Below are 20,650 nucleotides of genomic sequence, written 5' to 3'. Positions count from 1 at the left end.
CCGACGCGGTGGACGCGACCAGAGCCGGCCTGGAGGCGCGGTGCGGTCCCGCCCCGCGCCTCCAGGCCGTGGGTGGTCGCGGTCAGGACGGGACGACGACGTCCTCGGGCAGACCGGACGCCGCGGAGCGGCCGGCGGCCTCCATCAGTGCGAGGCTCCGCAGGTTGTCGCGCCCGCTCGTCTCGGGAGCGGGGCCGCCCTGCACCGAGCGGGCGAACGCCTGCAGCCCACCCTGGCGGTCGGTGTGCGCGAGCACGGGGAGCTCGACCGGCTCGGCGACGTCGTCCTGCGTGCGGCGGACGGTGACCCGGTCACCGTCGACGGCGTTCGGCTCACCGTCGCGGCTCGTGAACCAGAGCTCGCCGTCCTCGCCCTCGATGCTCCACTCGCCGGCCCAGGCGGTGCGCGGGCCACGGCTCAGCCAGCTGCCGCGGTAGTTGACGACCGTGCCGCCGTCGAGCTCGATGATCATCGAGGCGACCGCTTCGTCCTGGTACTTGCTGTAGGCGGGGTAGCTCGCCTTGGCGAAGACGCGGACCGCCTCCTGCCCGGTGATCATCCGGAGCAGGTCGAAGTGGTGGATCGCCATGTCGTTGATCATCGCGTGCGGGAACCGGTAGTGCGGGTACGTCTCGGCGGGCTGGTCGTTGTCCCACTGCCGGAAGTCGACGTTGATCGCGGAGACCTCGCCGACCACGTCCGCCTCGAGCATCTCCTGCACGACCCGCGGTGCCGGGTACCAGCGGTAGTTCTGGCTGACCTGCAGCACCAGGCCGAGCTCCTCGGCGCGACGGACCGCGGTGACGGCCTCGTCGGTGGTGTTGGCGAACGGCTTCTCGACCAGGACGTGCTTGCCGGCGTCGAGGGCCTCGAGCGCGAGCGGCACGTGCGTCACGGCGGGGGCGGTGATGACGACGGCGTCCGCCTCGACCGCGGCGAGCGCCTCGGTCAGGGACCCGAACGCCGCCGAGGCCGGGAGCCCGAGGTCGGTCCGCACGGCCTCGAGCGTCGGCGCCGACGGGTCGACGACCGCGACCACCTGCACTTCCGACACCTCTGGGATGGCGGTGCGGGCCCAGTTGCCGCCCCACCCTCCGAGACCGACGTGGATGATCCGGACGCTCATGCGTGCACTCCTTCGTGGCTGCCGTCGTGGCTGGTGACGCACCACGTACGCCGCGGTGCGTGCGTCCAGTCTGTCAGTGCGTGAACGCGTACGCGATGAGCGCCATCGTCACGATGAAGCCCGCCAGGTAGTTGATCCAGAGGAACCGCTTCCACCCGGCGTTCGCGGCCTCGGCACCCTGGTCCGTGATGTTCCACCACGGCAGCACGTTGAGCGCGTATGGCACGACGACGATCGCGGCGATCGGGCCCGGGAACGCCGAGAACAGCAGCGCGACCCCGGCGACCAGGTAGGCGACGAAGGCCAGCCGGACGGTGGCCCGTGCGCCGATCACGGTCGCGACGGAACCGATGCCGCCGGCGCGGTCGGCCAGGACGTCCTGCACGGCACCGAACGCATGCGAGGCCACGCCCCACAGGAAGAACGCGATGCAGACGGCGACGAGTTCACCGGTCCAGTGCGGGCCCGCCAGGGCGAGGCCGTAGATCGCCGGCGACACGAAGTGGGTGCTCGACGTGAGCGAGTCGAGGAACGGCTTCTCCTTGAACCGCAGGCCCGGGGCCGAGTACGCGATCACCGCGAACACGCTGATCGCCAGGACGAGCCACGACCACGGCCCGTTGCCGCTGACCGCGCCGAGCACCACGAGCGCGACGAGGAAGGGGACGTTCGTGACGACGACGGCCCACAGCGTGGTGCGGTGGACGCTCTTGTCGAGCAGGGCGCCCTCGACACCGCCCTTGCGCGGGTTGCGGAGGTCGGACTCGTAGTCGAAGACGTCGTTGATGCCGTACATCGCCAGGTTGTAGGGCACCAGGAAGTACACGACGCCGACCAGGAACGCGACGAGCGAGAACCCGCCACCGCCATCGACGCCGACCCCGCTGCCGAGCAGGTACGCGGCGCCGAACGGGTAGGCGGTGTTCACCCAGCTGATCGGGCGTGACGACACGAACAGGGCACGCAGGGTCGACGGCCTGGAGGCGGTGCTGGCGTTCACTTCATGTCCTCTGCTGGTCCTGGCTCCGCTGGTGCTGGGGTCGGGTCGGGCGCGGGGCGCGCGCCGGTCCGGTCGCGTGCGTTCGTCCGGTCGTGTGCGCCGGTCCGGTCGCGTACGTCCGTCCGGCCGCGTGCGCCGGTCCGGTCGCGTGCGTCCGTCCGGCCGCGTGCGTCCGTCCGGCCGCGTGCGTCCGTCCGGTCGAACAGGACCCACAGGCTGGGCAGCAGCACGATGGCGGACATCGCGTAGGCGAGGTCCTCGACCGGGATCGCACCGATCTTCGCACCGCTGATGAGCGAGGGGTCGTAGGCGACGATCCGCAGCGTGACGATGACGTTGTCGAACACCATCGTCATCACGAGCAGCGCGATGCCGGCGATCGCGGACGTGAGCACCGCGACCCGGCGCCCGACCCCCGGCCGTCGACCCGCGGCACGGGCCCGGCGGGCGGCGACGATGCCGGCGGCCACGGCCACGACGGCCGTGACGCCGAAGAACGGCAGGGCCAGGAGCGCGTACGCCCCGGTGCCGTTCACGCACGCCGCCGATCGGTCGCGCGCTGCACCAGGGGCCGGACGAAGCCGACCAGGTCCATCGTCGAGTAGCAGAGCAGCAGCAGGAAGAAGAGCTCCTCGAGCGGGACCTCGGGCGCCAGGAGCACCCCGGTGAGCAGGTTCTGCGGCCCGATGAAGAAGATGCCGGCAGCGACACCGGCGACGTCCCACACCATGAAGAACGCGACACCGACGACCATCACGGCCGCCGCCCGCCACGGTGCCCGCCAGAAGAACAACCGGAAGCGGGCGTCCAGCACGGTCATGCCGACCAGTGACACCACCAGGCCGGCGAGGTAGACCCCGGGCATCAGGCGGTCTCGGTCCGGTCCCGCGGAGCCCCGAGGGGCGTCGGCAGCGGCTCGGTGCTCCGGTCGCCGTGGATGCGCTTGAGCAGGACCTCGGCGCTGATCAGGCACATCGGCAGACCGATGCCCGGGATCGTCGAGGCGCCGACGTAGTACAGCCCCTCGACCTTCTTCGACGCGTTCTTCTCGCGGAAGAACGCACTCTGCTTCAGGGTGTGCGCCGGGCCGAGCATCGAGCCGTTCCAGGCGTTCAGGTCGTCGGCGAAGTCGCGCGGTCCGATCGTGCGTCGGACCCGGATGCGGTCGCGCAGGTCCGGCACCCCGGCGCGCTCGGCCAGCACGTCGATGGCACGGTCCGCGATCTGCTCGACCTGGTAGTCACCGGCACCGTCGATGCCGCCCTTGCCGATCGACAGGTCGGCGGGCAGGGGCACCAGGATGAACAGGTTGCTGGTGCCGGGTGGGGAGACGCTCGGGTCGGTCTCGGAGGGGGCGCAGACGTAGATCGAGGCGGGGTCCGGCACGTGCCGGTCGTCCCCGAAGATCGCGCCGAAGTTCGCCTTCCAGTCCGCGGTGAACATCAGGGTGTGGTGCAGCAGGCCCGGCGTCGGACCGTCGATGCCGAGGTACACGAGCACCGCGCTCGGGCCCGGGTCGCGCTTCTTCCAGTGGTCGGCGCCGTGGGTGCGGTGCTCACGGTCGAGCAGCTGCATCTCGGTGTGCTGCATGTCGGCAGCGCTGACCACGAGGTCGGCGGGAGCCGTGTGCGGCACCCCGTCGCGGTCGCGGTGGACGACCCCGGTGGCGACGCCGTCCTCGACGACGATCCGTTCGACCTTCGCACCGGCGATGATCTTCGCGCCCTCGGCCCGGGCGACCCGCTCGACGGCGGAGATCACCTCGGTGATGCCGCCCTTCGGGTACAGCACGCCGTCGGCCAGGTCGAGGTGGCTCATCAGGTGGTACATGCTCGGTGCCGCGTACGGGCTCGTGCCGAGGAACACCGCGGGGTAGCCGAGGATCTGCCACAGGCGACGGTCGCGCACCGCGGTCTCGGCGAAGGTGGAGAGCGGCTCGAGCAGCAGGCGCGCGAGCTTGGGCAGGCGCCGCAGGACGTCGGGTGCGGCGAGCTTCGTGAGGTCCTGGAAGCTCGTGTAGAGGAACCGGCGCACGGCCATCGTGTAGGTGTCCTCGGCCGACGCGAGGTACTTCCGCATCCGCTCGCCGGCACCGGGCTCGATGGACTCGAACAACGCGATGTTGGCCTCGGCGTCGGCCCGCAGGTCGATCGGCTCGTCGTGGCCCTCGCTGTAGACGCGGTAACCGGGGTCGAGCTTCACCAGGTCGAGTTCGGCCTCGGCCGACGTCCCGAGCAGCTGGAAGAAGTGGTCGAAGACCTCGGGCATGAGGTACCACGACGGTCCGGTGTCGAACCGGAACCCGTCCTGCTCCCACGAGCCGGCACGGCCGCCGAGCTGCGTGCGCTGCTCGAGCACCGTCACCGAGAAGCCGTCGCGTGCGAGCAGCGCCGCGGCCGCCAGGCCGCTGATGCCGCCGCCGATGACGACGGCGCGGCGTGCGGGCACCTTGCGCCGGGTGGTGGTGGCGACCGTCGTCGGTCGGGAGGCGCGGGGCGGGGTCATGAGGAGCCTCCCGGCCGGTGGGTGGTGACGCGCGACCGGAGCGGTGCGCGTCCGGCGAGGACCTGCGCCGCGAGGCGCACCTTCACCGGGTTGGGGACGCGCACGCGCGTCGTGACGAGGCGGCTCGCCGGCGTGCGCGCGAGTCGGTCGTTGAGTTCCTGGAACAGCGCGTGTGCGAGCCCGACCGCGTTGCGGGCGTCGGCCGGCAGCAGCCGGATCGTCCGTGCGGCGTGGTCGAGGTCGGCCTGCACGTCGGCGACCAGGCGGTCCTTCGTGGCCTCGTCGAAGGACCGGATGTCGACGCCCGGGAAGTACGAGCGACCGAGCACCTCGAAGTCGGCGTGCAGGTCACGCAGGAAGTTCACCTTCTGGAACGCGGCGCCGAGCGCACGCGCCCCGGCGACGAGTTCGGCCTGGTCGAACGTCGGACGACCGGCCCGGTACACGAACGCGCGCAGGCACATCAGGCCGACGACCTCGGCGGAGCCGTACACGTAGGCGTCGAACGAGGCGTCGTCGTGCTCGGTGCGGTCGAGGTCCATGCGCATCGAGGCGAAGAACGGGGCGGTGAGCTCGGCGCCGAAGCCGGTGGCGCGGGCGGTGCGGGCGAAGGCGTGCACGACCGGGTTCACCGAGAAGCCGAGCGCGATGGCCCGTTCGGTGTCGGCCTCGAGCTCGTCGAGCACCGTGCGGGCGAGCTCGCGGTCGAGCCCGGCCTCGGTCGCGGGGCCGTCGACGACCTCGTCGGCGACGCGGACCAGCGCGTAGACGTTCCGGATGTGCTCGCGCGTGTCGCGGGCGAGCATCCGGCTCGCCAGACCGAACGACGTGGAGTACCGGTCGATGACGACACCCGACGCGGCCTCGGCCGTGGCGTCGTACAGCTGGAGGCGAGCCGGACGGGATCCGGTCGCCGTGGTGGTGCTGTGGGTCACCGGGCGCGCTCCACGAGTTCGGTCACGAGGGCCTCCAGGCGGTCGGCGAGGTCGTACGGCAGCCGGGCGAGCTCGGCCCGGGCGAGTGCGGTGTGGTCGGCGACGCGTTCTTCCGCGGCGCCGCGCGCACCGCAGGAGACCAGGGTCGCACGGACCTCGTCCGCACGGGCCTCGGTCAGGTCCGGGTCGCCGAGGTACGGCTCGAGGTCCGGCCAGCAGTCCGTGGTCGCCGCGTAGGCGATGAGCATCGTGCGCTTGCCCTCGCGCAGGTCGCCCAGCACGGTCTTGCCGGTCATGGTCTCGTCGCCGAAGACCCCGAGCAGGTCGTCGACGATCTGGTACGCGATGCCGATCTCGCGACCGAAGGCACCGAGGGCGGTGACGATCTCCTCGTCGGCGCCGGCCAGCACGGCCCCGGACTGCAGCGGAGCCTCGAACGAGTACACGCTCGTCTTCGCCCGCTCCATCGCCAGGACCTCGTCCACCGTCGGCATCACGCCGAGCGCCAGGTCGACGTCGGTCATCTCACCGGCAGCGCTCGCGAACACGGCCTCGTCGAACAGTTCGAGCAGCCGCTCGCGCCGGGTGCCGTCGACGCCCGCGGCCTCGATGAAGCGGGGCGCCCCGGCGAGCGCCAGGTCACCGGCGATCACGGCGGCGCTCATCCCCCGGTGCTCGGCGGTCGGCAGCGGAAGGCCACCCGTCGTCCCGTTGTCGCGGAACGACCCGGCGACGTTCGGCTGCCCGCGGCGCGACCAGTCACGGTCGATGACGTCGTCGTGCACCACGAGTGCGGTGTGCAGGAGTTCGTACGCCGCTGCGACGTTGGCGGCGGCGTGCGCGTCGGTGCCGCCCATGCCGGCGTAGGCGGTCATGACCATGCGGGGCCGGAAGCGCTTGCCGCCCATGCTCGCCTTGCGGAGCACGCGCCACAGTTCTTCCGACGGTCGGCCGTAGCGCTCGGCGCGCGCCGACGACACGGCGAAGAAGCGCTCGAGGCAGTCGTCGACGAGCGCGAGGTCGATGTGCGGCACGGTGGTCGCTTCCTCGCTCATTGGCCTAACCTATCGACACAGATGAACGCTTTCCCTGAATCCGTGGTGCTCCTGGCCGACGACCGTACCCCGATCGGCACGGCGGACAAGTTCACGGTGCACACAGCCCACACGCCCCTGCACCTGGCGTTCTCGTGCCACGTCCGGAACACCGACGGTGACGTCCTGGTGACCCGACGAGCACTGTCGAAGAAGACCTGGCCGGGGGTGTGGACGAACACCTTCTGCGGCCACCCCGGTCCGGACGAGTCCTTCGAGGACGCGATCGCCCGTCGGGCCTCCCGCGAGCTCGGCATCACCGTGCGCGACGTCGAGGTCGTGCTGCCGGAGTTCCGGTACCGCGCGGTCGACGCCTCGGGCATCGTGGAGAACGAGGTCTGCCCCGTCTTCCGCGCCGTGACCGACGACACCCCGGCGCCCGCGGACGACGAGGTCGCCGAGTGGGCATGGGTGTCCGAGGACTCTCTCAGGCAGGCCGTCGCCGGCGCGCCGTTCGCCTGGAGCCCGTGGCTCGGGTGGCAGCTCGCCGAGCTCGAGACCGCTGGGCTGCACGTCACACGCTGACGCGCCTGCGCCTGCGCCTGCGCCTGCCGCTGTGCGACTGCACCCTGCCGGCGCTTTGCTCGTGCAGGAGGCCGTTCTGGTCTGACAGGTGCGAAGTCGGCACCTGCCAGACCACGGCCGGTCCGCTCAGGACCAGGCGTTCGACACGCACTTCGCGATGGTGCCCGTCGTGAAACCCGCCGCCGCGGCGAGACACGGAGCGCACAGCACCATGGTCGCGCAGGCTGCGCCGCACGCGACGCCGAGGACTGCGATCACCGCCCAACTGATCCCGATGCTGTTGAGACAGTTGTTCAGCCGCTTCCAGTCGAGGCCGTACGTCCCGATCGACGATGCCCGCTCCGCGCCGGATCCCTGCGTGAGGTCCACGTTCTTGGTCAGCTGACCGTCCTGCCACATGGCGAAGTGCACCACGGTGGTCGACGTCATCGCGGAGGCCATCTCGGTGATCGTCGTCTCACCGTCCACGGTCACGAACGAGAGCTTCGTCATCTCCGGCACGTCGGTCCCGAGGAGCGGGACCGACACGACGTCCGCGGCCCCGTACGAGTACGCGGTCGCACCGGCCCAGTCGGGTTCGAGCCCCGAACGCACGGCGTACTCGGTGTCCCGAGCCGACGAGAGCAAACTCCGACTCCGGCTGCCGTCCTCGAGTCGGAGCTGAGACGCGAGCTGGACGAGCCGTTCTGCGCCGGAGGGGTCGGTGGCCGTCACGGCACTCGACGCATCGGCGCGTGCCGGCGCGACGACCCCGACGAGCGCGATCGCCGCAGTGGCCGCGGCGATGAACGCCACCCCCGAGAGCGCCAGCGCCCTCGTCCGACGCCGTCGCCTCGGTCGTGTTTCGCGCAACGACGCCGTGGCGATCCCGGCGGCGCCCAGGAGCCACCACACGGCAGCGACGTCGCGGAAGCCCGGGGCGAACGACAGGGCGATGCACCCGACGGACGCGACGATGATGCCGACGGTGTGCGACTGCTTCTTGACCATGACACTCCTTCGTGCTCGCATCCAGCGTTCTGGATATCAGGACATTAGCGTCCACTCTCACGGGCGGCAAGGGTCATCGCGCACGTGTGGAAAGCGGCGGTCGGTGTTGTCCGACCCGCGCCGCAGGCGTACGCTCGACCGTCGGCAGCGCTCCGGGCGCCGCCACGACGAGACGAGAAGGGCAGGTGAGGCGCGATGTCGGGTGACCATCCTCGATCGGGCCGGCCGCCCGTTTCGGTCGTCGCGCCCGCTCGCTGACCCTGCCCCGTCCCGGATCACCTCCGGGGCGCCATCGCGCCCGCCTGCTCCCCACCGAAGGAGCACGCACATGGCACTGATCGACAACGCGATCTACGTCCGGGGACGCCGCGTGGAGTCTCCGTCGACCCTGTCGCGACCGGCTCGTGGCGACCTGACGTGGATCGGGCTGCTCCGGCCCGACCCGCACGAGCTCGAGGCCGTCGCAACCGAGTTCGACCTGCACGAGAACGCCGTCGAGGACGCCCGCAAGGGACACCAGCGCGCCAAGCTCGAGCGCTACGGCGACACCCTGTTCCTGGTGCTCCGGCCGGCCTGGTTCGCCCCGTCCGAGGGCACCGTGGAGTTCGGCGAGGTGCACCTGTTCGTCGGCGACCACTTCGTCGTGAGCGTCCGGCACGCCGCCCGACCCGACCTGGCGGTGCTGCGGGCGCAGGTCGAGGCGGACCCGGAGTTCCTGGCGAAGGGGTCGGAGGCGGTGACCGCCGCTGTGCTCGACGAGGTCGTGGACGGCTACGGCCCCGTCGTCCAGGTGCTGCAGGAGCAGATCGACGCCATCGAGGACCAGCTGTTCGCCGGGCAGGTCGACCCCGGGGTCTCGAAGCGCATCTACCAGCTGCTCAGCGAGGTCCTGGCGTTCCAGCGGGCCACCACCCCGGTGCCGGCGATGGTCACGGGGCTGCTCCGCGGCGCCGACAAGTACGGCGTGGACGACGACGTGCAGCACCGACTCCGCAATGTGCACGACCACGCACTCCGCGTCACCGAGCGCGTCGACTCGTTCCGCGCCCTGCTCGAGAACGCCCTGACCCTGCACGCCACCCTGGTGTCGCAGGAGCAGAACGAGGCGATGCGCCGGATGACCAGCGCGAGCCTGGCCCAGGGTGAGGAGAGCCGGCAACTCGCCCGGGCAGCACACCGCCAGGGCGAGGAGGTGAAGAAGATCTCGTCGTGGGCGGCGATCCTGTTCGCACCGGGCCTGATCGCCGGTGTGTACGGGATGAACTTCGACCACATGCCCGAGCTGCACTGGCACTACGGGTACCCGGTCGCGATCCTCGGCATGCTCCTGCTGATGGGCGTGCTCTGGGCGATCTTCCGCAAGCGCAACTGGCTCTGAGCGGACGGCGGATCGACGCACAGGTGGCGTCGATCCGCCGGACGTGCATAATGATCTGGCCCGGAATGTGAACGTGCACATCGATGTGCCACGACGCCCGGGCGGAAACGAGCAGCAATGGCGTCATCGCGGACACAGCAACCGCGTTCGCCCAGCATCCGTGACGTCGCACGGATCGCGGGCGTCTCGCACCAGACCGTCTCGCGGGTGCTGAACAACTCGGATGCGATCCGGGCCGAGACACGCGACAAGGTCCTGGCGGCCATGGAGCAGCTGCAGTACCGGCCGAACCGGGCCGCACGCGCCCTGGTCACGAGCCGGACCCACACGATCGGCGTCCTGACAGCCCGCCGCGCCCACTACGGTCCCGCCGTGGCACTGCAGGCGATCGAGGACGCCGCGATGCTCCGCGGCTACTCGGTCACGACGGCGAACATCGCCGAGGCGACCGATGCCGCCGTGCGTGAGGGACTCGGGCACCTGCTCGACCTCGACGTCGAGGGCATCGTCGTCATCGCACCTCAGCAGCGGGTCTTCGACCTGATCGCGGAGCTCGGCATCCGCACCCCGTACGTCACCATGCGCGCCAGCGTCGGCGAGGATCCGACGGCGCTGTGGGTGGACCAGATGGAGGGCGCACGACTCGCGACCGCGCATCTCCTCGACCTGGGGCACGAGTACGTCCGGCACATCGCCGGACCACAGGACTGGATCGAGGCCGACGCCCGCATGCAGGGGTTCCTACGCGAGATGTCCGACCGCGACATGGCCGTCGCGCCGCCGATCCTGGGCGACTGGACCGCCGACTTCGGCTACCACGCCGGCCGTGAGCTGCTGCGGTGGCGGGACTGCACCGCGATCTTCTGCTCGAACGACCAGATGGCGCTCGGGGTGATGCACGCGGCACGCTCGTACGGGCTCGACGTCCCGGGCGACCTGTCCGTGGTCGGCTATGACGACATCCCCGAGGCGAAGCACTTCTGGCCGCCGCTCACCACGGTGCAGGTCGACTTCGCCGAGCTCGGGCGTCGCTGCGTGGACCTGCTGCTGCCGAGTGAGGGCGAACTGCTCCGCCCGATCGACATCGTCCCGCAGCTGGTCGTGCGCGCCTCCACCAGCGCACCCCGCACGCGCTGACGCACCTCGGACCGCGAAACGCCCCGAGTACTTGCCACGAACGGGCACACCTGCCACGAACTTCCGACCAGGTACGCCCGGAAGCACCAGGTACGCCCGGAACGACCAGGTACGCCTGGAACCACCCGGCCGCCCCGCAGTACCTGCCACGAACGGGCATACCTGCCACGAACTTCTGACCAGGTACGCCCGAAGACACCAGGTACGCCCGAAAGCACCAGGTACGCCCGAAGACACCAGGTACGCCCGAAGACACCAGGTACGCCCGAAAGCACCAGGTACGCCCGGAACCACCAGGTACGCCCGGAACCACCCGGCCGCCCCGCAGTACCTGCCACGAACGGGCATACCTGCCACGAACTTCTGCCCAGGTACGCCCGAAGACACCAGGTACGCCCGGAACGACCAGGTACGCCCGGAACGATCCGGCCGCCGCGGAGTACCTGCCACGAACGGGCATACCTGCCACGAACTTTCGACCAGGTACGCCCGAAAGCACCAGCCACGCCCGGAACCGCACGGCCGCGGCGCACCGGCGTGCGCGGCTCCGAACGCGACCACGAAGCGGACGGAAGGCCCGTAGCCGGCCCGCCACGGGCCTCCCGTCCGCGCATGCGGATCCACGCAACGAAACGCCCGTTCCCGAGCCCCCTGGCCCCAACCCGGGGGACGTTCCCTCCGGATCACGCACGCCGTTACGAAAACGCGACCAATCCGAATTGACAGCCGCACCGAGGCTGTGCGTAAATTGCCTCCGTCCAGCCGATGTGACCGTTCACATGAGCGTCACACCGAGCCGGATCCGGACGCGACAACGAAGTCCACACAGGCCCCCTGTGCTTTCGCTGCCGCAGCAGAACCACCCGAACACACTGCCGCACCGAAGCGGCAGAAGGAGATGCACTGTGGCGTCAACCCCGATCGACACCGGCCTCGAGACCCGGTCGATCACCGCACCCGAGACGATCCTCGAGATGCGCTCGATCACCAAGGAGTTCCCTGGTGTGAAGGCGCTGGCCGACGTCTCCCTCAGCGTCCGTGCCGGCGAGATCCACGCGATCTGCGGCGAGAACGGCGCCGGCAAGTCGACCCTGATGAAGGTCCTGTCGGGCGTCTACCCGTACGGCACCTACAGCGGCGAGATCGTCTACGAGGGCGAAGAAGTCCGCTTCTCGAACATCAAGCAGTCCGAGCAGGCCGGCATCGTCATCATCCACCAGGAGCTGGCGCTCATCCCGGAGCTCTCGATCACCGAGAACCTGTTCCTGGGCAACGAGCCGAGCCGCGGTGGCGTCATCAACTGGACCGCCGCGCAGCTGCGTGCGCAGGACCTGCTCGCCCGCGTCGGCCTGGCCGACGACCCGGACACGCAGATCAAGAACCTCGGTGTCGGCAAGCAGCAGCTCGTCGAGATCGCGAAGGCCCTGCACAAGGACGTCAAGCTCCTGATCCTCGACGAGCCGACCGCCGCGCTCAACGAGAACGACTCGCAGCACCTGCTCGACCTGATCGTCGGGCTGAAGGCCAAGGGCATCGCGAGCATCATCATCAGCCACAAGCTCAACGAGATCGAGCAGATCGCGGACGAGATCACGATCATCCGTGACGGCAAGGCCATCGAGACGCTCAACGTCAAGGCGGACGGCGTCAACGAGGACCGCATCATCCGCGGCATGGTCGGCCGCTCGCTCGAGTCGCGCTTCCCCGACCGCACCCCGAAGATCGGCGAGACCTTCTTCGAGGTCCGCAACTGGACCGTGCAGCACCCGCTCGACTCGTCGCGTCTGGTCTGCAAGGCCTCGAACTTCCACGTCCGCCGCGGTGAGATCGTCGGCTTCGCCGGCCTGATGGGCGCCGGACGCACCGAGCTCGCGATGAGCCTGTTCGGTCGCTCGTACGGCACCTGGCTCGACGGCCAGATCATCAAGGACGGCCGCGAGATCAAGGTCACGAACGTCCAGCAGGCGATCGAGAACGGCCTCGGCTACGTCTCCGAGGACCGCAAGGCGCTCGGCCTGAACCTGCTCGACACCGTGAAGCGCTCGACGGTCGCCGCCGACCTGCGGAAGATCTCGAAGGCCGGTGTCGTCGACTCGCTCGAGGAGTACTCGGTCGCCGAGAAGTACCGCAAGATGCTCCGCACGAAGGTGCCGAGCGTCGAGGACAACGTCGGCAAGCTGTCCGGTGGCAACCAGCAGAAGGTCGTCCTGTCCAAGTGGATGTTCACCGACCCGGACATCCTGATCCTCGACGAGCCCACCCGCGGCATCGACGTGGGCGCCAAGTTCGAGATCTACGGGATCATCCAGCAGCTCGCCGCCGAGGGCAAGGGCATCATCCTCATCTCGTCCGAGCTCCCCGAACTCCTCGGTCTCTCCGACCGGATCTACACCATCTTCGAGGGCCAGATCACCGCTGACCTCCCGGCCGACCAGGCCGATCCCGAATCGCTCATGCGCAGCATGACCTCCGCGCGGAAGGGCGCCACCGCCTCATGAACAACCTGAAACTGCTCTTCGGCAAGGGCAACAGCATCGGCCAGTACGGCATGATCATCGCGCTCATCGTGCTGCTGATCTTCTTCTCGATCACGACGAACGGGCTCATCCTCGAGCCGACCAACGTCATCAACCTGTTCCTGCAGTACTCCTACATCCTGATCCTGGCGCTCGGCATGGTCATGGTCATCATCGCGGGGCACATCGACCTGTCGGTGGGGTCGGTCGCAGCGGTCGTCGGCATCGTCGTGGCGCAGTCCATGGCCGTGTGGGACTTCCCGGTGTGGGCCGCCATCATCCTGGGTCTCGCGTGCGGTGCCCTTATCGGTGCGTGGCAGGGCTTCTGGGTCGCGTTCGTGAAGGTCCCGGCCTTCATCGTGACGCTGGCCGGTCAGCTCATCTTCCGTGGTGTGAACCAGATCATCGGCAACTCGACGTCGGTCCCCGTCCCGGACGCCTTCACCCCGATCGGCGCCGGCTTCCTCGGTGACTTCGGCCCCGACTTCGGCTTCAGCAACGGCACGCTGCTCATCGGCCTCGTCACGATCCTCGCGCTCATCATCATCGAGGCCCGTGGCCGTGCCCGGCGTCGGAAGATGCAGGCCGAGGTCCCGCCGCTGTGGGTCTCGATCGTCCGCACCGGCATCCTGGTCGCCGTCACGCTCGTCGCCACGTACCTGTTCGGCGCCGGTCCGGTCGGCACCTCGGTCCCGATCGTCGCGATCATCCTCGGTGTCCTGACCATCGTCTACGGCTTCGTCACGAAGAACACGATCTTCGGTCGCCAGGTCTACGCCGTGGGTGGCAACGCGAACGCAGCCGTCCTGTCCGGCGTCTCGGCGCGCCGGGTCAACTTCTTCGTCATGATGAACATGTCGGTCCTCGCCGCGATCGCCGGCATGGTGTTCGTCGCCTACTCCGGCGCCTCGGGCCCCGCGGACGGAACCGGCTGGGAGCTCGACGCGATCGCCGCCGTGTTCGTCGGTGGAGCGGCGGTCGCCGGTGGTGTCGGCACGATCTCCGGCTCGATCATCGGTGGTCTCGTGATGGCGTTGCTGTCGAACGGTCTGCAGCTCATGGGCCTCGAGTCCAACCAGGTGCAGATCATCCGCGGCCTGGTCCTGCTCGTCGCCGTCGCCTTCGACGTCTACTCGAAGTCGCAGGGACGCCCGTCGCTGATCGGCGGCATGATGCGGCAGTTCCAGCGGAAGGACACCGAGCAGAACACGGTGGCCGCCCAGCAGCCGCGGTCCATCGAGGACCAGCCGGACAAGATCACCCTCCCCTAGTTCACCCCTCCCCACAGCGGGGCTCCGGCCCCACACCTCCTCAACGAAGAGAAAGCAATCACATGCGCAAGAAGATCGTCGCCGGCCTCAGCCTGGCGCTCATCGCGGGCCTCGCCCTCAGCGGCTGCTCGGCACGCTCGTCCGACGACGCCGGCAGCACCAGCAGCATCAAGAAGGGCGACCTCATCGGCGTCGCCCTGCCGGCCAAGACCTCGCAGAACTGGGTCCTCGCGGGTGCCGCGTTCAAGAAGTCGATCGAGGACGCCGGCTTCAAGGCCGACATCCAGTACGCCAACGCCGGCAACCCGGTCCCCGACCAGCAGTCGCAGATCTCCGGCATGATCACCAAGGGCGCCAAGGCCGTCATCATCGGTGCCGCCGACGGTTCGCAGCTGACCGCGCAGGTCAAGTCCGCCAAGGACCGTGGCGCCGTCGTCATCGCCTGGGACCGCAACATCCTGAACACGAAGAACGTCGACTACTACGTGGCGTTCAACAACTTCAAGGTCGGCCAGCTCCAGGCCGAGGCGCTGCTCAAGGGCCTCGAGGAGAAGAAGGGCGACAAGCCGTACAACGTCGAGCTCTTCGCCGGTTCGCCGGACGACGCCAACGCGACCGTGTTCTTCAACGGTGCGATGGACGTCCTGCAGCCGAAGATCGACGACGGCACGATCAAGGTCGTCTCCGGTCAGACCACGTTCCAGAAGGTCGTCACGCAGGGCTGGCTCGCGCAGAAGGCCCAGTCGCGCATGACCGACCTGCTCTCGCAGTACTACACGGGTGACACCGAGCTCGACGGCGTCCTGTCGCCGAACGACACCCTCGCCCGTGCGATCCTCACCGCGACCAAGGCCGCCGGCAAGGACAACCCCGTCGTGACGGGCCAGGACTCGGAGACCGCGTCCATCCCGCTCATCATGCAGGGCACGCAGTACTCGACGATCTTCAAGGACACGTCGAAGGAGGCCCAGGCGGCCGTCGACCTCGTCTCCACGCTGTCGAAGGGCGACAAGCCCGACACGAAGATGGACAAGACGAACAACTACAACGGCAAGAAGACGGTCCCCGCGATCGAGCTCACGCCGGTCCTGGTCACCAAGGACAACGCCGTCGAGGCCTACAAGGGCAACGACACCCTCGAGGAGCTCGCCAAGAAGGGCTGATCTCCCCAGCACCACGGACGGCCCCGTCTCGCCTCGGCGAGACGGGGCCGTCCTGCGTCGTCCTGCGGCCGGCCACACGGCGGACGGGAGGCTCGGTGCACGTCGTGATCCGTGCCTCCAGTCCGGCATGTGGTCCGCCCAGGGCACGTGGCCGCGCCCGGTCCGTGCCCGCGTCCGTCAGGGGTGGGCAGCGCGCAACCGGCGCGCGGCGTCGGCGAGGTGCGGGACGTCGGTGCGGGCGGTGCCGAACACCAGCGCACGCGTCGTGTCGAAGTACCGCCGGGTCAGCCGCTCCCCGAGGTCGGACACGCGCGACCACGGGATGCCGGGTTCGCTCGCGGTGACCCCGACCGGGAGCACCCGCACGGCCTCACCGATCTCGACCAGGCGCATCCGGACCGCGTCGTGCACCAGGTCCTCGGGCAGCCGCTCGTCGTCGACGTAGCGCCGGATCGCCTCGCAGGCCCGGATGACGTCGTCGAGGCGGTCGCCGACGGCACGGCGGACGCCCGGCTCGGCGCTCACAGCGGCACCGCGGTCCGGACGACCCCGGGGCGCATGCCCGCGGCGTCGACCACGTCGACGCGGACGCCGAGCAACCGCTCGGCGGCGTCCTGGATCCGCATGAGCGCGAAGATCCCGAGCCCCGCGTCGACGTCGACCATCAGGTCGACGTCGCTTTCCGGGCCGTCCTCACCCCGGGCGACGCTGCCGAAGATCCGGGGGTTCCGCCCGCCGAACCGCTGCACGATGTCGACGAGGTCCTGCCGGGCGGCGACCACCCGTTCGAGGAGCGGCTGGGGTTCCTCGACCGGCTGCAGGTCGATCGTCGTCGTGAAGCCCGCCGCCCGGAGCATCCGCTGCAGGGCGGCGAGCGACGGTTCCCGCCGACCGTTCTCGTAGGTGCTGATGACGCTCTGCGTGACGCCGGCGCGCTGGGCGAGCTGGACCTGGGTCAGTTCGGCGCGTTCACGGGCGTCGCGGATGAGCACCGCGGCCGACAGTGGCGGGGCGGACCGTGGGGGGACAGCGGACATGCTGCAACGATACACAGCATGCGACATTTCGTCTGCTGGTGGAACCGAGGGGTCTGTGCAAGGCCGGACGGAACGGGACGGTCCGGCGCTCGTCAGCGCGGGTCGGAGACGTCCGCCCGGTGGAAGTTCTGCGCCGAGCGGGACGCGGTCGGGCCACGCTGACCCTGGTAGCGGGACTGGTACTCGGCGGAACCGTAGGGCTTCTCGGCCGGGCTCGACAGCTGGAAGAAGCAGAGCTGCCCGATCTTCATCCCCGGCCACAGCTTGATCGGCAGCGTCGCCACGTTCGACAGCTCGAGCGTCACGTGCCCGGAGAACCCGGGGTCGATGAAGCCCGCGGTCGAGTGGGTCAGGAGGCCGAGGCGACCGAGCGAGCTCTTGCCCTCGAGCCGCGCCGCGATGTCGTCGGGCAGCGTCACGACCTCGAACGTGGAGCCGAGGACGAACTCACCCGGGTGCAGCACGAACGCCTCGTCCGGGTCGGTCTCGACCAGGCGGGTGAGGTCGGGCTGGTCCACCGCGGGGTCGATGTGCGGGTACTTGTGGTTGTCGAACAGCCGGAAGAACTTGTCGAGCCGGACGTCGATGCTCGACGGCTGCACGAGCGAGGCGTCGTACGGGTCGAGGCCGATCCGGCCTTCGGCGAGCTGGGCGGTGATGTCGCGGTCGGAGAGCAGCACGGACGAAGCCTAGCGGCAGCGGGCGTCGCGCCGGTATGCTGCCAGGCTGCCCACCACCCGGGCGGGCGGCGTTCGGAGCAGTGATGACCACGTACACCGTCGACGAGATCACGGTGCCCGCCACCATGGACGACGACCCGGCGGTCGTCGCGACCTTCGCCGAGTGGCTCGCGGTGTCCGACGCGGCCGAAGCCGCCGTGCACGGGCTGCACGAGTTGGCGTGGACACCAGAGGAGTACCTGCCGCTGTGCCGCGAGCCGGGCGCTCCGAGCCGGCTCGTCGTCGCCCGTGACGATCGCGGCTCCGTGGTCGGCGCCGGCTCGTACGACACGAAGCAGGAGCCCGGCACCACCAACTGCTGGCTGTCAGTCGGCGTCGTTCCCGGCCATCAGCGCCGCAGCGTCGGGACGCTGCTCGCCGATCACCTGGAGTCGATGGCTCGCGCTGACGGCCGCACGCAGTGGAAGACGTACGCCGTCTCGCGGCAGGTCGGTAGCGCCTCCGGGCCGGGGTTCGTGCAGGCCCCGACGGGGTTCGGCGCCGTCCCGGAGGACGAGGCCGGGGTGCGGTTCCTGACCGCCCGCGGCTGGCACTTCGGCCAGGTGAACCGGATCAGTCGGCTCCCGCTGCCCGCCGACGCATCCGTGGTGCGCGGACTGCACGAGCGGGCATCTGCTGCCGCCGGTCCGGAGTACCGCGTACACGCCTGGACCGGCCGCACGCCGGAGCAGTGGCTCGACGGCATCGCCCTGCTCGAGACCCGGATGAGCACCGACGCGCCCGCCGGGGACATGGAGGAGCCCGAGGACGTCTGGACCGCCGAACGACTCCGGGAGCACGAGGACGAGCTCGCCCGGGCACCGCGCACCCTGCTCACCGTCGCCGTGGAGCACCTGCCGACGGCCACCCTGGCCGGTTTCACGCAGCTGTCCGTGCCGAACGACCCAGCGCGGCCGGCTCAGCAGTGGGACACCCTGGTGCTCCGCGAACATCGTGGCCACCGGCTCGGCTGGCTGCTCAAGGTCGTCGGGATCGAGGAGCTCGAGTGGCGGTTCCCGGGGCGTCCCTCGATCATCACGTTCAACGCGGAGGAGAACCGCCACATGCTCGACGTGAACGAGGCCGTCGGGTTCGTCGGCGTCGGCTGCGAGGGCATCTGGGAACGGCGGGTCTGAGCGCGCATCCGAGGGGCCGGTTGCCAGCCGGCACGCCTACCATTGGACGGTCATGACCGTCACGTCACCCGAAACCCAGCCCACCGGGTCAGCGCCGGACGCCGCCCCCACCACCGGGCGCTCGTCCACCGTCGCGACGGTCCTCGTCATCGCGATCCCGCTCGCCGTCGCGTGCTCGATCCTCGGGCTGACGATCACCGGTGCCTTCAGCGCGAGTCAGCAGCTGGTGTCCGCCGGCGACGTCGTCGAGTACGGCCTGCCGATCGCCCGCGTCGTGCACGACACGATGGCGGCGCTGACCATCGGGCTCCTCATCGTCGCGGCGTTCGCGCTGCCCGCGCAGAAGAAGGACCACGGCGCCCTGTCGAGCGTGCAGCACCGGGCCACCCGGTGGGCCGCGGCAACCGGCGCCGTCTGGTTCCTGGCCGCCGCGGTGAGCATCGTCCTGACCGGCGCGAACACCCTCGGTGTCCCGCTCACCAGCCCGGTGTTCGCCCGCAACTTCATGCTCTTCGCGTTCCAGGTCGAGATCGGCCAGGCGCTCGTGGTGTCGGCTGCCGCCATCCTGGTCGCCACGGTGGTCGCTGCCTTCGCCACCCGGGTGACGACCCTGGCGTTCGCCACCGTGATCGGCCTGTTCGCCCTGCTCCCCCTGGCCCTGTCCGGCCACGCCGCCGGGTCGCTCGAGCACGCGAACGCGGTGAACTCGCTCGCGATCCACCTGGTCGGGGTGTGCGTGTGGGCCGGCGGCCTGGTCGCCGTGGTCCTGCTCCGCACCCGCACCAAGGGCGCGACCGGACGCGTGATCGCCCGGTACTCGACGCTCGCCGGCTGGTCGTTCGGGGCCGTGGCGTTCTCCGGCATCGTCAACGCATCGCTGCGTCTGACCGGCCCGCTCGACCTCGTCACGACGACGTACGGCTGGCTCATCACCGTCAAGGCGCTCATCCTCGTACTGCTCGGTGTCGCGGGCATCGTGCAGCGCCGGAAGCTCGTGCCCGGGCTCCTCCGCGCGCCGCTCGACCGCCGCCTGTTCACCCGGTTCGCGCTGGCCGAGATCGTGTTCATGTCGGTGGCGATCGGCGTCTCGGTCGCCGTGTCCCGCTCACAGCCGCCGATCCCGCAGACCCCCGCGACGGGCGAGGACACCCGCTCCGGCCTGATCGGGTTCCCGTTCCCGCCGGCACAGACCACGCAGACCTACCTGACCCAGTGGCACATCGACTGGGTGTGGCTCGGCCTGGCCGTCGTCGGGGCCGTCTGGTACCTGCTGGCGGTGCGCAAGCTCCGGAAGCGCGGCGACGCCTGGCCCGTCGGTCGCACCATCGCCTGGCTGATCGGCTGCGCCCTGTTCATCTGGACCACCTCGGCCGGCCCCGCCGTCTACGGCATGATCCACTTCTCGTCGCACATGCTCCAGCACATGCTGCTGATGATGTTCGTCCCGCTGCCGCTCGTGCTCGGTGGCCCGGTGCTGCTCGCGCTCCGAACCCTGCCGGTCCGGAACGACGGCTCACGCGGCGCCCGCGAGTGGCTCATGCTCTTCGTGCACTCCCGCTGGATGCAGTTCCTCGGCAAGCCAGCCGTCGCGGGCATCATCTTCGCCGGGTCCCTCGTGGTCTTCTACTTCACACCGGCGTACCAGGCCGCGATGCAGTCGCACGAGTGGCACGTCGCGATGATCATCCACTTCGTCCTGAGCGGCTACCTGTTCTTCTGGGTCTTCGTCGGCGTCGACCCGGGCCCGCAGCGCCCGCCGTACCCGATGCTCATCATCACCCTGCTGGCCACCCTGGCGTTCCACGCGTTCTTCGGCGTCGCGGTCATGACGTCGCAGTCGGTGTTCGCGGTGGACTGGTTCCACGCGCTGGGCCAGACGAACGACGCCGCACTGCTCGACGACCAGCACACCGGCGGCGGCATCGCCTGGGGTGCGTCGGAGCTCCCGATGGTGTTCGTCGCCCTGCTCGTCGTCCGGAACTGGATGCGCTCGGACAAGCGCGACGCGAAGCGCCTGGACCGCAAGGCCGACCGCGACGGCGACGCCGACCTCAAGGCCTACAACGAGCGCCTGGCCGCGATGAGCAAGCGGGACTGACCCGCGGTACCGGCCACACG

General features: G+C 69.9%; 19 protein-coding genes. 8 read left to right on the top strand and 11 right to left on the bottom strand.

The annotated features are described in order from the left end of the window. Positions 1–82: 82 nt before the first annotated feature. The 7 genes from DEJ00_RS06065 to DEJ00_RS06035 all read right to left on the bottom strand — a co-directional run bounded on the left by DEJ00_RS06065 (position 83) and on the right by DEJ00_RS06035 (position 6,621). A complete protein-coding gene (locus DEJ00_RS06065; protein ID WP_111056719.1) occupies positions 83–1,126 on the bottom strand; it encodes a Gfo/Idh/MocA family protein in 1,044 nt (347 codons plus the stop codon). 73 nt (positions 1,127–1,199) lie between these two features. After that, positions 1,200–2,126, bottom strand: coding sequence for a prenyltransferase (locus DEJ00_RS06060; RefSeq protein WP_071246190.1), 927 nt, complete (start codon positions 2,124–2,126; stop codon positions 1,200–1,202). Continuing rightward, positions 2,123–2,662, bottom strand: coding sequence for a lycopene cyclase domain-containing protein (locus DEJ00_RS18685; protein WP_258373557.1), 540 nt, complete (start codon positions 2,660–2,662; stop codon positions 2,123–2,125). The genes DEJ00_RS06060 and DEJ00_RS18685 overlap by 4 nt, the downstream gene beginning before the upstream one ends. Continuing rightward, positions 2,659–2,991, bottom strand: coding sequence for a lycopene cyclase domain-containing protein (locus DEJ00_RS06050; RefSeq protein WP_027464925.1), 333 nt, complete (start codon positions 2,989–2,991; stop codon positions 2,659–2,661). Before DEJ00_RS06050 ends, DEJ00_RS18685 begins: the two co-directional genes overlap by 4 nt. Next, complete coding sequence (crtI, locus tag DEJ00_RS06045) at positions 2,991–4,631, bottom strand: phytoene desaturase family protein (RefSeq protein WP_111056718.1); 1,641 nt, start codon at positions 4,629–4,631, stop codon at positions 2,991–2,993. The genes DEJ00_RS06050 and crtI overlap by 1 nt, the downstream gene beginning before the upstream one ends. After that, positions 4,628–5,566 (bottom strand): squalene/phytoene synthase family protein, encoded by a 939-nt coding sequence (locus tag DEJ00_RS06040; protein WP_110858704.1) that lies wholly within the window; start codon positions 5,564–5,566, stop codon positions 4,628–4,630. The genes crtI and DEJ00_RS06040 overlap by 4 nt, the downstream gene beginning before the upstream one ends. After that, on the bottom strand, positions 5,563–6,621 hold the full coding sequence (locus DEJ00_RS06035) for a polyprenyl synthetase family protein (RefSeq protein WP_071246198.1): 1,059 nt from the start codon (positions 6,619–6,621) through the stop codon (positions 5,563–5,565). Before DEJ00_RS06035 ends, DEJ00_RS06040 begins: the two co-directional genes overlap by 4 nt. Positions 6,622–6,642: 21 nt before the next feature. Between DEJ00_RS06035 and idi the strand changes: the two genes are divergently transcribed. Then, complete coding sequence (gene idi / locus DEJ00_RS06030; protein ID WP_071246200.1) at positions 6,643–7,185, top strand: isopentenyl-diphosphate Delta-isomerase; 543 nt, start codon at positions 6,643–6,645, stop codon at positions 7,183–7,185. A gap of 126 nt (positions 7,186–7,311) precedes the next feature. Here idi and DEJ00_RS06025 read toward each other — a convergent pair whose 3' ends face one another. Then, positions 7,312–8,175 (bottom strand): hypothetical protein, encoded by an 864-nt coding sequence (locus tag DEJ00_RS06025; RefSeq protein WP_111056717.1) that lies wholly within the window; start codon positions 8,173–8,175, stop codon positions 7,312–7,314. A 328-nt stretch (positions 8,176–8,503) separates the two neighbouring features. On the opposite strand from DEJ00_RS06025, the gene DEJ00_RS06020 reads away from it, so the two are divergent. The 5 genes from DEJ00_RS06020 (at position 8,504) to DEJ00_RS06000 (ending at position 15,640) form a co-directional block, all read left to right on the top strand. Next, positions 8,504–9,553 (top strand): magnesium and cobalt transport protein CorA, encoded by a 1,050-nt coding sequence (locus DEJ00_RS06020; RefSeq protein WP_111056716.1) that lies wholly within the window; start codon positions 8,504–8,506, stop codon positions 9,551–9,553. Positions 9,554–9,670: 117 nt separating this feature from the next. After that, positions 9,671–10,690 carry a LacI family DNA-binding transcriptional regulator gene (locus DEJ00_RS06015; RefSeq protein WP_017886425.1) on the top strand — a complete coding sequence of 340 codons (1,020 nt, stop codon included), beginning with the start codon at positions 9,671–9,673 and terminating at the stop codon, positions 10,688–10,690. A gap of 974 nt (positions 10,691–11,664) precedes the next feature. Then, positions 11,665–13,188 (top strand): multiple monosaccharide ABC transporter ATP-binding protein, encoded by a 1,524-nt coding sequence (mmsA, locus tag DEJ00_RS06010; protein WP_051596601.1) that lies wholly within the window; start codon positions 11,665–11,667, stop codon positions 13,186–13,188. Beyond that, a complete protein-coding gene (gene mmsB / locus DEJ00_RS06005) occupies positions 13,185–14,477 on the top strand; it encodes a multiple monosaccharide ABC transporter permease (RefSeq protein ID WP_035807945.1) in 1,293 nt (430 codons plus the stop codon). Before mmsA ends, mmsB begins: the two co-directional genes overlap by 4 nt. Before the next feature lie 62 nt (positions 14,478–14,539). Beyond that, positions 14,540–15,640, top strand: a complete 1,101-nt coding sequence (locus DEJ00_RS06000) for a sugar-binding protein (protein ID WP_111056715.1) — start codon at positions 14,540–14,542, stop codon at positions 15,638–15,640. A gap of 177 nt (positions 15,641–15,817) precedes the next feature. On the opposite strand, the gene DEJ00_RS05995 is transcribed toward DEJ00_RS06000, so the two are convergent. From DEJ00_RS05995 to dcd, 3 genes are all read right to left on the bottom strand, one after another. Beyond that, positions 15,818–16,165, bottom strand: coding sequence for a DUF86 domain-containing protein (locus DEJ00_RS05995; RefSeq protein WP_027464933.1), 348 nt, complete (start codon positions 16,163–16,165; stop codon positions 15,818–15,820). Then, positions 16,162–16,677, bottom strand: coding sequence for a helix-turn-helix domain-containing protein (locus tag DEJ00_RS05990; protein ID WP_181440092.1), 516 nt, complete (start codon positions 16,675–16,677; stop codon positions 16,162–16,164). Before DEJ00_RS05990 ends, DEJ00_RS05995 begins: the two co-directional genes overlap by 4 nt. Before the next feature lie 92 nt (positions 16,678–16,769). Continuing rightward, complete coding sequence (gene dcd / locus DEJ00_RS05985) at positions 16,770–17,357, bottom strand: dCTP deaminase (RefSeq protein WP_027464935.1); 588 nt, start codon at positions 17,355–17,357, stop codon at positions 16,770–16,772. An 83-nt stretch (positions 17,358–17,440) separates the two neighbouring features. Here dcd and DEJ00_RS05980 point away from each other — a divergent pair, with 83 nt between their 5' ends. Together DEJ00_RS05980 and DEJ00_RS05975 are read left to right on the top strand one after the other, a co-directional pair. Beyond that, positions 17,441–18,532: a GNAT family N-acetyltransferase gene (locus DEJ00_RS05980; protein WP_181440091.1), complete on the top strand. Its 1,092-nt coding sequence runs from the start codon at positions 17,441–17,443 to the stop codon at positions 18,530–18,532. Positions 18,533–18,584: 52 nt separating this feature from the next. Next, positions 18,585–20,630, top strand: coding sequence for a cytochrome c oxidase assembly protein (locus DEJ00_RS05975; RefSeq protein ID WP_111056712.1), 2,046 nt, complete (start codon positions 18,585–18,587; stop codon positions 20,628–20,630). Positions 20,631–20,650: the final 20 nt, after the last annotated feature.

Origin of the sequence: Curtobacterium sp. MCLR17_039 (assembly GCF_003234745.1) — a bacterium.
Classification (GTDB): Bacteria; Actinomycetota; Actinomycetes; order Actinomycetales; family Microbacteriaceae; genus Curtobacterium; species Curtobacterium flaccumfaciens.
This window is presented reverse-complemented; position numbering and strand designations above follow the sequence as displayed.

Bases quoted from the DNA above. Each gene is read 5' to 3' on its own strand.
- DEJ00_RS06065 (WP_111056719.1), bottom strand. From the start codon at position 1,126: ATGAGCGTCCGGATCATCCACGTCGGTCTCGGAGGGTGGGGCGGCAAC.
- DEJ00_RS06050 (WP_027464925.1), bottom strand. From the start codon at position 2,991: ATGCCCGGGGTCTACCTCGCCGGCCTGGTGGTGTCACTGGTCGGCATG.
- crtI (WP_111056718.1), bottom strand. From the start codon at position 4,631: ATGACCCCGCCCCGCGCCTCCCGACCGACGACGGTCGCCACCACCACC.
- DEJ00_RS06035 (WP_071246198.1), bottom strand. From the start codon at position 6,621: ATGAGCGAGGAAGCGACCACCGTGCCGCACATCGACCTCGCGCTCGTC.
- idi (WP_071246200.1), top strand. From the start codon at position 6,643: ATGAACGCTTTCCCTGAATCCGTGGTGCTCCTGGCCGACGACCGTACC.
- DEJ00_RS06025 (WP_111056717.1), bottom strand. From the start codon at position 8,175: ATGGTCAAGAAGCAGTCGCACACCGTCGGCATCATCGTCGCGTCCGTC.
- DEJ00_RS06020 (WP_111056716.1), top strand. From the start codon at position 8,504: ATGGCACTGATCGACAACGCGATCTACGTCCGGGGACGCCGCGTGGAG.
- DEJ00_RS06015 (WP_017886425.1), top strand. From the start codon at position 9,671: ATGGCGTCATCGCGGACACAGCAACCGCGTTCGCCCAGCATCCGTGAC.
- mmsA (WP_051596601.1), top strand. From the start codon at position 11,665: ATGCGCTCGATCACCAAGGAGTTCCCTGGTGTGAAGGCGCTGGCCGAC.
- mmsB (WP_035807945.1), top strand. From the start codon at position 13,185: ATGAACAACCTGAAACTGCTCTTCGGCAAGGGCAACAGCATCGGCCAG.
- DEJ00_RS06000 (WP_111056715.1), top strand. From the start codon at position 14,540: ATGCGCAAGAAGATCGTCGCCGGCCTCAGCCTGGCGCTCATCGCGGGC.
- DEJ00_RS05990 (WP_181440092.1), bottom strand. From the start codon at position 16,677: ATGTCCGCTGTCCCCCCACGGTCCGCCCCGCCACTGTCGGCCGCGGTG.
- DEJ00_RS05980 (WP_181440091.1), top strand. From the start codon at position 17,441: ATGACCACGTACACCGTCGACGAGATCACGGTGCCCGCCACCATGGAC.
- DEJ00_RS05975 (WP_111056712.1), top strand. From the start codon at position 18,585: ATGACCGTCACGTCACCCGAAACCCAGCCCACCGGGTCAGCGCCGGAC.